The organism is Gemella sp. zg-1178, from assembly GCF_018790995.1.
In the GTDB taxonomy this organism is placed as follows: Bacteria; Bacillota; Bacilli; order Staphylococcales; family Gemellaceae; genus Gemelliphila.
This window is the reverse complement of record NZ_JAHKEI010000032.1, coordinates 1-9,154: the sequence shown is the minus strand read 5'-3', so window position 1 is coordinate 9,154 and position 9,154 is coordinate 1. Positions and strand designations below refer to the sequence as shown.

The 9,154-nt window shown below is 30.4% G+C and carries 8 protein-coding genes, 18 tRNA genes and 1 rRNA gene; 26 read left to right on the top strand and 1 reads right to left on the bottom strand.

The annotated features are described in order from the left end of the window. Window positions 1–21 precede the first annotated feature (21 nt). The 20 genes from rrf to KMP12_RS07760 all read left to right on the top strand — a co-directional run bounded on the left by rrf (window position 22) and on the right by KMP12_RS07760 (window position 2,178). Window positions 22–136 (top strand): 5S ribosomal RNA (rrf, locus tag KMP12_RS06870). Window positions 137–140: 4 nt separating this feature from the next. Continuing rightward, window positions 141–216, top strand: a tRNA-Val gene (locus KMP12_RS06865). A 7-nt stretch (window positions 217–223) separates the two neighbouring features. Further along, window positions 224–299: transfer RNA gene (locus tag KMP12_RS06860), tRNA-Thr, on the top strand. A gap of 7 nt (window positions 300–306) precedes the next feature. Next, a tRNA-Lys gene (locus KMP12_RS06855) sits at window positions 307–382 on the top strand. A gap of 21 nt (window positions 383–403) precedes the next feature. Beyond that, window positions 404–488, top strand: a tRNA-Leu gene (locus tag KMP12_RS06850). A gap of 9 nt (window positions 489–497) precedes the next feature. After that, window positions 498–572 (top strand) — tRNA-Gly (locus KMP12_RS06845). 15 nt (window positions 573–587) lie between these two features. Beyond that, window positions 588–674 (top strand) — tRNA-Leu (locus KMP12_RS06840). Between the two features lie 8 nt (window positions 675–682). Beyond that, window positions 683–756: transfer RNA gene (locus KMP12_RS06835), tRNA-Arg, on the top strand. 14 nt (window positions 757–770) lie between these two features. Next, window positions 771–847: transfer RNA gene (locus tag KMP12_RS06830), tRNA-Pro, on the top strand. A gap of 16 nt (window positions 848–863) precedes the next feature. After that, window positions 864–939: transfer RNA gene (locus KMP12_RS06825), tRNA-Ala, on the top strand. 28 nt (window positions 940–967) lie between these two features. After that, a tRNA-Met gene (locus tag KMP12_RS06820) sits at window positions 968–1,044 on the top strand. Window positions 1,045–1,064: 20 nt separating this feature from the next. Beyond that, window positions 1,065–1,141 (top strand) — tRNA-Ile (locus tag KMP12_RS06815). Between the two features lie 3 nt (window positions 1,142–1,144). Further along, a tRNA-Ser gene (locus tag KMP12_RS06810) sits at window positions 1,145–1,237 on the top strand. Window positions 1,238–1,246: 9 nt separating this feature from the next. After that, window positions 1,247–1,320 (top strand) — tRNA-Met (locus KMP12_RS06805). 11 nt (window positions 1,321–1,331) lie between these two features. Beyond that, window positions 1,332–1,407: transfer RNA gene (locus KMP12_RS06800), tRNA-Asp, on the top strand. A gap of 16 nt (window positions 1,408–1,423) precedes the next feature. Further along, window positions 1,424–1,499 (top strand) — tRNA-Phe (locus KMP12_RS06795). Window positions 1,500–1,505: 6 nt separating this feature from the next. Further along, window positions 1,506–1,578: transfer RNA gene (locus KMP12_RS06790), tRNA-Thr, on the top strand. Between the two features lie 10 nt (window positions 1,579–1,588). Further along, window positions 1,589–1,672, top strand: a tRNA-Tyr gene (locus tag KMP12_RS06785). Between the two features lie 8 nt (window positions 1,673–1,680). Next, window positions 1,681–1,751, top strand: a tRNA-Trp gene (locus tag KMP12_RS06780). A 295-nt stretch (window positions 1,752–2,046) separates the two neighbouring features. Continuing rightward, entirely contained in the window at window positions 2,047–2,178 is a 132-nt protein-coding gene (locus tag KMP12_RS07760; protein WP_256442634.1) for a hypothetical protein, read from the top strand. Between the two features lie 524 nt (window positions 2,179–2,702). Here KMP12_RS07760 and KMP12_RS06775 read toward each other — a convergent pair. Beyond that, window positions 2,703–3,227, bottom strand: coding sequence for a hypothetical protein (locus tag KMP12_RS06775; RefSeq protein WP_215756980.1), 525 nt, complete (start codon window positions 3,225–3,227; stop codon window positions 2,703–2,705). 614 nt (window positions 3,228–3,841) lie between these two features. Between KMP12_RS06775 and KMP12_RS07755 the strand changes: the two genes are divergently transcribed. The 6 genes from KMP12_RS07755 (at window position 3,842) to KMP12_RS06745 (ending at window position 8,939) form a co-directional block, all read left to right on the top strand. Next, window positions 3,842–3,991 carry a hypothetical protein gene (locus tag KMP12_RS07755; protein ID WP_371821682.1) on the top strand — a complete coding sequence of 50 codons (150 nt, stop codon included), beginning with the start codon at window positions 3,842–3,844 and terminating at the stop codon, window positions 3,989–3,991. After that, the gene (gene dcm, locus KMP12_RS06765; RefSeq protein WP_252344740.1) at window positions 3,984–5,120 is read left to right on the top strand and encodes a DNA (cytosine-5-)-methyltransferase; all 1,137 of its coding nucleotides are present in this window, start codon (window positions 3,984–3,986) and stop codon (window positions 5,118–5,120) included. Before KMP12_RS07755 ends, dcm begins: the two co-directional genes overlap by 8 nt. After that, on the top strand, window positions 5,107–6,168 hold the full coding sequence (locus KMP12_RS06760; RefSeq protein WP_215756979.1) for an HpaII family restriction endonuclease: 1,062 nt from the start codon (window positions 5,107–5,109) through the stop codon (window positions 6,166–6,168). Before dcm ends, KMP12_RS06760 begins: the two co-directional genes overlap by 14 nt. 707 nt (window positions 6,169–6,875) lie before the next feature. Continuing rightward, window positions 6,876–7,391: a sigma-70 family RNA polymerase sigma factor gene (locus KMP12_RS06755; protein ID WP_215756978.1), complete on the top strand. Its 516-nt coding sequence runs from the start codon at window positions 6,876–6,878 to the stop codon at window positions 7,389–7,391. A 45-nt stretch (window positions 7,392–7,436) separates the two neighbouring features. After that, a complete protein-coding gene (locus KMP12_RS06750) occupies window positions 7,437–8,078 on the top strand; it encodes a hypothetical protein (RefSeq protein WP_215756977.1) in 642 nt (213 codons plus the stop codon). Between the two features lie 141 nt (window positions 8,079–8,219). After that, the gene (locus KMP12_RS06745; protein WP_215756976.1) at window positions 8,220–8,939 is read left to right on the top strand and encodes a YebC/PmpR family DNA-binding transcriptional regulator; all 720 of its coding nucleotides are present in this window, start codon (window positions 8,220–8,222) and stop codon (window positions 8,937–8,939) included. Window positions 8,940–9,154 lie beyond the last annotated feature (215 nt).

The following is a 9,154-nucleotide window of genomic DNA, read 5'->3' as shown; positions in this document are numbered from 1 at the left end:
ATAATATATATAAAGTTTTCGTCTGGTGGCGATAGCAAAGAGGACACACCTGTAACCATACCGAACACAGAAGTTAAGCTCTTTAGCGTCGAGGGTAGTTGGTCTTAGAACCTGCGAGATTAGAACGTTGCCAGGCTTTAGGAGGTTTAGCTCAGCTGGGAGAGCACTTGCCTTACAAGCAAGGGGTCAGCGGTTCGATCCCGTTAACCTCCACCATTTTGTTGCCGGCCTAGCTCAGTTGGTAGAGCAACTGACTTGTAATCAGTAGGTCGGGGGTTCAAGTCCTCTGGCCGGCACCACCATTTAGAGCCATTAGCTCAGTTGGTAGAGCATTTGACTTTTAATCAAAGGGTCGAAGGTTCGAGTCCTTCATGGCTCACCATTTATTCGTTATTTCTTTTGCGCGGGTGTGGCGGAATTGGCAGACGCACTAGACTTAGGATCTAGCGCCTCACGGCGTGGGGGTTCGACTCCCTTCACCCGCACCATTTAAAAATGCGAAAGTAGTTCAGGGGTAGAATATCACCTTGCCAAGGTGAGGGTCGCGGGTTCGAATCCCGTCTTTCGCTCCATTTTTCTAATATAATGCCGGGGTGGCGGAACTGGCAGACGCACAGGACTTAAAATCCTGCGGTAGCAATACCGTACCGGTTCGATTCCGGTTCTCGGCACCATTATATTAGCGCCCATAGCTCAATTGGATAGAGCGTTTGACTACGGATCAAGAGGTTAGGGGTTCGACTCCTCTTGGGCGCGTATGAATAAAAATTCGGGAAGTAGCTCAGCTTGGTAGAGCACTTGGTTTGGGACCAAGGGGTCGCAGGTTCGAATCCTGTCTTCCCGACCATTTATAACCTAAAAAAGGGGCCTTAGCTCAGCTGGGAGAGCGCCTGCTTTGCACGCAGGAGGTCAGGAGTTCGATCCTCCTAGGCTCCACCATTTTGAAAATAAGTATGTAAATTTTATTGGCGGTGTAGCTCAGCTGGCTAGAGCATACGGTTCATACCCGTAAGGTCGGGGGTTCGATCCCCTCTGCCGCCACCAATAATATTATCTTGAATTTTGGACTCTTAGCTCAGTTGGTCAGAGCTATCGGCTCATAACCGATCGGTCGTAGGTTCGAGTCCTACAGAGTCCACCATATGGAGGAATACCCAAGTCTGGCTGAAGGGATCGGTCTTGAAAACCGACAGGAGTGTAAAAGCTCGCAGGGGTTCGAATCCCCTTTCCTCCTCCATTTTATTAACGCGGGATGGAGCAGTCTGGTAGCTCGTTGGGCTCATAACCCAAAGGTCGTAGGTTCAAATCCTGCTCCCGCAATTTTTTATTTTGGTCCCGTGGTGTAGCGGTTATCACGCCTGCCTGTCACGCAGGAGATCGCGGGTTCGATTCCCGTCGGGACCGCCATTATTATATATTTAGAGCCTCGATAGCTCAGTTGGTAGAGCAATGGATTGAAGCTCCATGTGTCGGCAGTTCGACTCTGTCTCGAGGCACCATTATTTGCCGGTCTAGCTCAGTTGGTAGAGCAACTGACTTGTAATCAGTAGGTCGGGGGTTCAAGTCCTCTGGCCGGCATTTTATATTTGGGAAGATAGCGAAGAGGCTAAACGCGACGGACTGTAAATCCGTTCCTTAGGGTTCAGTGGTTCGAATCCACTTCTTCCCACCATTATTTTAAGGGGTATAGTTTAAGGGTAGAACAAAGGTCTCCAAAACCTTCGGTATGGGTTCAATTCCTGTTACCCCTGTTTTTAATCCGAATTATAGGGATTTTTGCCTTGTAAAATAATTAGTAAGGATGCTCCGCATCCTTACTAATTATTTTTTATTTTTATTGATAATACAAGAATTAAGTAGACTACCTCATCAGAGGGACAATGACAACTGAATAAAAAATTCTACATTTATTTATAAAGGAGATTTTTAGGCTAATAGAAATATAAAATTTAAGCTTAAAATTAAAATAAAGAGATGAGTTGGAAAAAGCAAAGGCAGTTGATTTAAATATATTAGAGCATGTAAAAAATATTTTATTTAATGTAGATGAAAAAAGAGACTGAAATTAAATTTGATAATAATTTTTATACAGATATTTTAAAAGAACAAGTTAAGGAAAAAGATAAGCATATTTTAGAATTTACCAAATTATTAGATCAACATAAAAATTTTTATTAGAAGAACAAAATAAAAGCCAATTATTTATAAGGTTACCATATAAAAAATGTGGGTATTTTTGAAAAATGAATAATGTATAAATATTAGGAAAAGAAAGGTTGCACTTAAAAAATAAAATATAAACAAGAGAAAAATTTTTTATAATTATTTAAAATAAAAAATAATTAATAAGGATTCTCCTATCATAAAATCTTTAAGAAGATTTTAAACTTGCTAGAGAAAAATTAAAAAAGGAGAACTTGAAGAATATTACTTTAAAGATGAAATTTAGTGGTATTGCTTAATAACTAATAAATGGAATAATAATAAATATTCAGAAAAAAGACGACTATTTAGTCGTCTTTTTTTTAAAAAATTTGCTGATTATTTTTACAAAAAATATTACAAAAATAAATTTATAAATATTGTAAATTATTCTGCAAATAATATTTATATTTGTGAAATAGTCAATATAATTTTTAGGAAAAAGCATAGGTGTAACTAAAAAAATATATATTATTATTTTTTTTATATTCATTTATTTATTATAGTAATATAGCAATAGATAATCTTGCTATTACTCCAGCTACATAGGGATTAATTCCTAAATTAATATAACCTTTAGTAACTATATCTTCTAATTCACCTTCAAATCCTGTTATTACATCTAATGTTTTCATAACTGTTTGGTAACTTATATAAGCTTTGAGCCACTTAGGTATATTTTTTTCAAAAGCCTCTTTTCCTATAGCTATTAATTTATTTTTCATAGCTTTTACAGCAATTTTTACAGTTTGATAACTAATTCCACGTTCTTCAAATAATACACCTTTATTTTTAAAATTTTTATCATACAATAATCTATTATTAAATTCTTTTTTTATATCCTTAAAATCTTTTTCTGAAAGATTATTTAAATTTATATTTTCCTTATCATATTCTTCTATAGCTTTTGAGATTGCTTGGTTTGTAGCTTGAGCTATATTAATTTTTAAAATATCATCTATAATTGGTGTAAATAATAAACTAGAAGTTAATATTACACTAGTAACTTTAATTTTTTTATTCATAATTTTGTCCTCCTTTTATTAATAAAATACATAATAACTATTTAGAACTAGGTATGAACTTAAAAACACCTACTTAAATCTACAATTTTATATTAGCAAAAAAATAAAAAAAAACAATACTTATAATAAAAAATATATGATATAATAAAGAAGTTTAGTGTTAAAAAGTTAAGGAAAAACTACAAAAAGCAAAAATTCATATAAAAGTTATTATAGAAAAAAGTCCAACAAAAATGAAATATAAAATTATCATAAAAAATACAGGAAAATAAACCAGTCTTTTTAATAAAAAGGTGGAAAAACTGATTGCTAATATAAGCTTAGGAGAAGTAAGAAAACTATGAATAAAAAATTATCTTTATATATTAGGGCAGGTTTTTATTAGATAATAAATATGTAAATTATAAAGATGTTACTAACAGACTATCTCAATAATTGCTAAGGCAGGCAAAAGCTAATATTTAAAAATAGGGCTTTTTAATGCTATTTATGCTATAATAAAAGCAATATTTTAAACGAATTACTGAGTTAATAATGGCTATTAGTTATAACCTTTATGGCACTTATTAGCTGAAAAAGCAATGAATAAAGAAGATTTAAAATGAGAAAGTGGAATAAGAAGTAATATTATTCTAATAATGATTAAAGCTAACTATGTAAATCTTGCATCAATAGAAAAAATTTGTATAGCTTTGGATTTCAGACTTGAAGATGTAGTTGAAATAATTAATTTAAATCAAGTGGAGGGAAATATTCTTGGATAAGACATACAAAATGATTGATTTATTTGCAGGGATTGGAGGCATTAGAAAAGGTTATGAAAATACTGGTAGATTTCAAAATGTTTTATCGGCTGAAATAGATAAATATGCCTGTGAATCTTATAAATTCTTATATGGAGATGACCCTTATAATGATGTAAGATCAGAAGAATTTAAAGAGTTAGTTAAAAGTACAGAATATGATGTTCTTCTAGGTGGTTTTCCTTGTCAAGCATTCTCGATAGCGGGCCTAAAAGAGGGATTTGAAGATGAAACAAGAGGCACATTATTTTTTGATATAGCAAAAATAATAAACATGTCTAAACCTAAGGCATTTATGCTAGAGAATGTTGAAGGACTTTTAAAGCACGACAAAGGAAATACATTTAATGTAATTGCAAGAACATTAGATGAACTTGGTTATGTTCTAGTAGGTGTTGATATAGAAGAAACACTCGTTGGTAAAAAATATTCTGCAAAAAGAGAAAATATTGTAAGAACTCCATATGATTTTGGTATTCCACAAAGGAGGGCAAGAGTTTTTATTATGGGTTTTAGAAAAGATATTGTTCCCAAAGGATATATATTTCCTATGCTACCAAGGGGTAGAGAGTTAAATATTTATAAAGACTTAAACGATTTGATAGAAGAAGTAGTAGAACCTAAATACTATTTATCTCAAATATATTTAGATACACTTAACAGACATAAAAATAGACATAAATCAAATAAAGCAGGTTTTGGTTATATTGTTGTAAATGATGAACCTAATCCAATAGCAAATACTATAATGGCTACTGGCGGTTCTGGTAAAGAGAGAAATTTAATAAGACAGTATAAAGAAGATTATATTGGATTAAAGAATATAGGGGCAAAAAAAGGAAAACTTAATTCAGAGGGTATTAGGTATATGACCCCTAAAGAATGGGGAAAATTACAAGGTTTTGTAAATTATGCTTTTATGGAAAATGGTATTGATAAATTTGAATTTCCTAAGAGTATAAGTAACACCCAACAGTATAAGTTATTTGGGAATTCTGTATGTATCCCAGTTATAGAAAGTATGGCAGAATATATGATAGAGAGATTGGATGAATTTTATGGCAAAGGAGAAAAAGGTGGCTTTCAATAAAGGGGAATGGTCTGAATTATATGCAATTTTTTACTTATTAGCTAATAGAAAATTAAACTTAGTTGATTGTAAATTAAACCTTATTGCTAATAATATTTTTTCTGTTGAAAGTATTATTTCAAAGAAAAAAAGTGGAGTAATAAAATTTAAGATTCAAAATGATATGGTAATTCCAGATATATTTGGAGAAAAAATTGAAGCAATTAAAATTGAGGAAATAATTAAATTCAAAAATCAAGTGTTTTACAATATTATTTCTGGAAGTGCTGGTTCAGGATCATTTGAAATAGACTATGTTAATCAATGGTTAGAAAAACATAATATTTTTACTAATTTTAAAGCAAAATCTGGAGTTAAAGAAGATATATTTTTATTGAATTTAGATTTGAATAGAAATAAAAAAATTGAATTAGGCTATAGTATAAAATCACAGTTAGGGCGTCCAGCAACTATTTTAAACGCTAGTGAACATACTAATATTAGATACATAATTGAGGGGTTAAATGATGACCAAATTAATGAAATTAATTCAATAAATACAAAAAATAAATTAAAGGATAGAATATTAAAAATATACGAACATGGAGGAAAAATACTTTTTGAGAAAATTGTTAGTGAATATTTTGATAAAAATTTAAGAATGATTGATACAGCATTACCAGAAGCATTAGCCGAAGTTTTATTGAAGTCATATTCTAGTGGGAATAAAGAACTGAAAGAATTATTTAAAACATCTAGTATTTATACTAGTGAAAGTATAACTTATAAAAAATTAAAAGACTTTTTAATGGCGGTAAGTTTTGGTATGTTCCCTTCTAAAGAATGGAATGGGAAATTTACTGTTAATGGCGGATTAATAATAGTATCTAAGAACTCAGAAGTATATGTAATAGATAGGATTTATTATGAAGATGAAGTTAAAGAATTTTTAATAAATGAAACAAAACTTGATTCGCCAAGTTCATCAAGATATGACATGCTTCACTTAAGAAAAGAAAATGAAAAAATTTATTTTACACTAAATTTACAAGTTAGATATAAAAATTAAACATTATTAGGTTTAGCCGATTAGATAAAAATCTAGTCGTCTTTTTTATTTTAAAGAAAGAATATTTAAAAATAGAAGATAGTTTTTATTTTTCCATAGAAATTAATTTAAGGACAGCATCTACTAATAAAAGTAGCAGCTTTTTGGTGCAAAAAATAGGAGGAAATTAATGGGAATATTAAGTGATTTATTTAGCCTAAAGGGTAGGTGTAAATATAGAGATAAGGTCAGCAATAGAGAATATATTATCAAATAATGAATATCTTAAAGTTAAAGAAGATATATTTTTGAAGAATTAGAAAATATAAATACTAATATTGCTAGCATACACCCTATGAAAGAACTAGTTGCTAGTGGTTAAATACGACTAGAAAATTATTTTCTAGTTTTTTATTCCCAATTTATTATAAAAATTTTTATTTGTATCTTTGCTAGAAATAAAAATTTTATTTTCAAAGTTTTATTAAAAGAAAAATTTTCAACAATCAAAACTATTAAAAAGTTTAAACTTCACTTCAACATTCAAAAACCCCTACTTATCTTTTCCTACTAAGAAGATTTTAAAAGCCAAAATCCTTTAAAAAGTTAAAATATATTTTTTAATAAATATGTCTTAAAAGTATGGTCATCTTAGACTTGTATTGTAAAAATATTTTTATCCCATAAAATATACTTAGACGTCTAAAATTTTTACAGAGGATAGAATTATGGATTATAGATTAACAGCAGAAGAAGAATTAGAATTTAATTTATTAGTTGCTACTTACAAGGATAAAATTAAGCTGGCTCTTTACAAGTGTAATATTGCTTATCGCCAGTATGATGAATTTTATAGCAATGCCCTAGAGGGTTTATTGGTAAGTTTTTTAATTTTGAAAAAGGGGGATATTGCAGAAAAGGATTTTGACAAATTTGCCCTTGCTACAATGAAAAGAAAAATAATAGATGAATTAAGAAGACGGAGCAGATACAAGCTTTCTTGCTTTGAAGAAGTAGACAATACAAAAGTATTTGCAATAAGTGATAATAATTTAGCAAGTATAGAAATAGAAAATAGTATTAAATCTGTATTAACAGCAGAAGAATATAAAATTTACATCTTGCTAAAGCAGGGGCTAGACAGTAAAATTATTTTTTCAAAACTCAATATTTCCAAAAGCAAGGGTTATGAATTAATTGCCAGTATAAAAAGTAAATATAAGTCCCTACTGTACAATTTCTAATTTAGTGGTATAATATAGGTAACTAATATTAAGGAGGAATTGTTAATGAAAAAATCAGAAAAATTTTTAAAAATGCTTATCTTTGCAGCGGTGGGGGTTATTATTTTTTCAGTAATGGTTATATTGATTTTGAATTTCACTTCTGTGGATAAAAAAGCAAAAAACAATTCAAACCAGAATACAAATCAAACTACAAGCAATAAAGATTCTAGCAAGGACACAGACCAAAATAAAAAGGCTAATACAAAATCGGCAAAAGAAAGCAAGCAAAATACCAATAGCTCATCAACTACAAGCAACTCAAATACTAGCCAAAATAAAGAAAATACAAATAAAAATACAAGTCAAACTACAAACCAAAATAAAGAAAACACCAAGCAAAACACAAACAAAAATACAAGTTCAACAAATGAAAATAAACCGACTAGCCCCAACAGCCCAGTAAAAAATAATTCTAGTGCTACAGGTAGCACCGAGGGGGCAGGCAATACAGGAAAGGTTTTTACAAGTCAAGCAGAAGCTCACGATTATGCTAAGGAAGAAGTTGTGCGTAGGTCAAGAGCAGAGAAGAAATATATGGAATATGTAATTAGGGGAATTAGAGATTCGAAAGGGGCTGTTACAGGTTGGACAGTGGATATATTCGAAGGGAAAAAACCTGAAACAACAAATAAAAATAATAACTAGACCTTAATAAAACAGAAGCGAACGTAAAATTAAATTTTATGTTCGTTTTTTATTTTAAGTATTGAAAATATACTTGAAATAGGCTAATATATAGGGTAAATAAATTTAAATTAGCGTAACAAGCAAAGAAAGAGAGTTAAAATGGGTCGTAAATGGAATAATATAAAAGAAAAAAAAGCAGCAAAAGATGCAAACACGAGTAAAATATATGCAAAATTCGGACGTGAAATATATCAAGCCGCAAAATCTGGAGAACCTGACCCAGAAATAAATAGAAATTTGAGGCTGGTTTTAGAAAGAGCCAAAACTTATCGTGTGCCAAAAAATATAATTGATAGGGCCATAGAAAAAGCAAAAGGAGGCTCAGAAGAGAATTATGACGAATTACGTTATGAAGGATTTGGTATAGCAGGTACAATGCTTATTATCGATACGCTAACAAATAATGTAAATCGTACAGCAGCAGAAGTAAGAACAGCCCTAGGAAAAAATGGAGGTAACTTAGGAGTTACAGGTTCTGTTAATTATATGTTTGACAATACAGCTGTAATTGGTGTGGCTGATAAAACAGAAGATGAACTTTTAGAAATTTTAATGGAAGTTGACCTTGATGTGCGTGATATTATCGCAGAAGACGGCATGACGATTATATACGGCAAGCCAGATAATTTCCATGAACTACAAGACGCCTTGAAACAAGCAGGCATAGAAGAATTTGAAGTTGCAGAAATTTCAATGTTGCCACAAAACGAAGTAAGCTTAAGTCCAGAAGACAAGATTAAATTTGAAAGAATGCTTGATATGTTAGATGACTGTGATGACGTTCAACAAGTTTTCCATAATGTAGACTTAGAAGCGTAAAATATTTTAAATGTATGAACGTATCAGAAAAGAATAAAATCTTGTAACAAAAGTTACAAGATTTTTTATTTTACCTAGTAAAATAAATTTATACAAAAAAAATAAAACAAGCTATAAAAAACAAGAAGACCCACAAAAAAATATAAAACAAATTCAAATAAAAATAATTAGAAATAAAAACTATAAAATAATTTCAAATAAAATATAAAATCAAA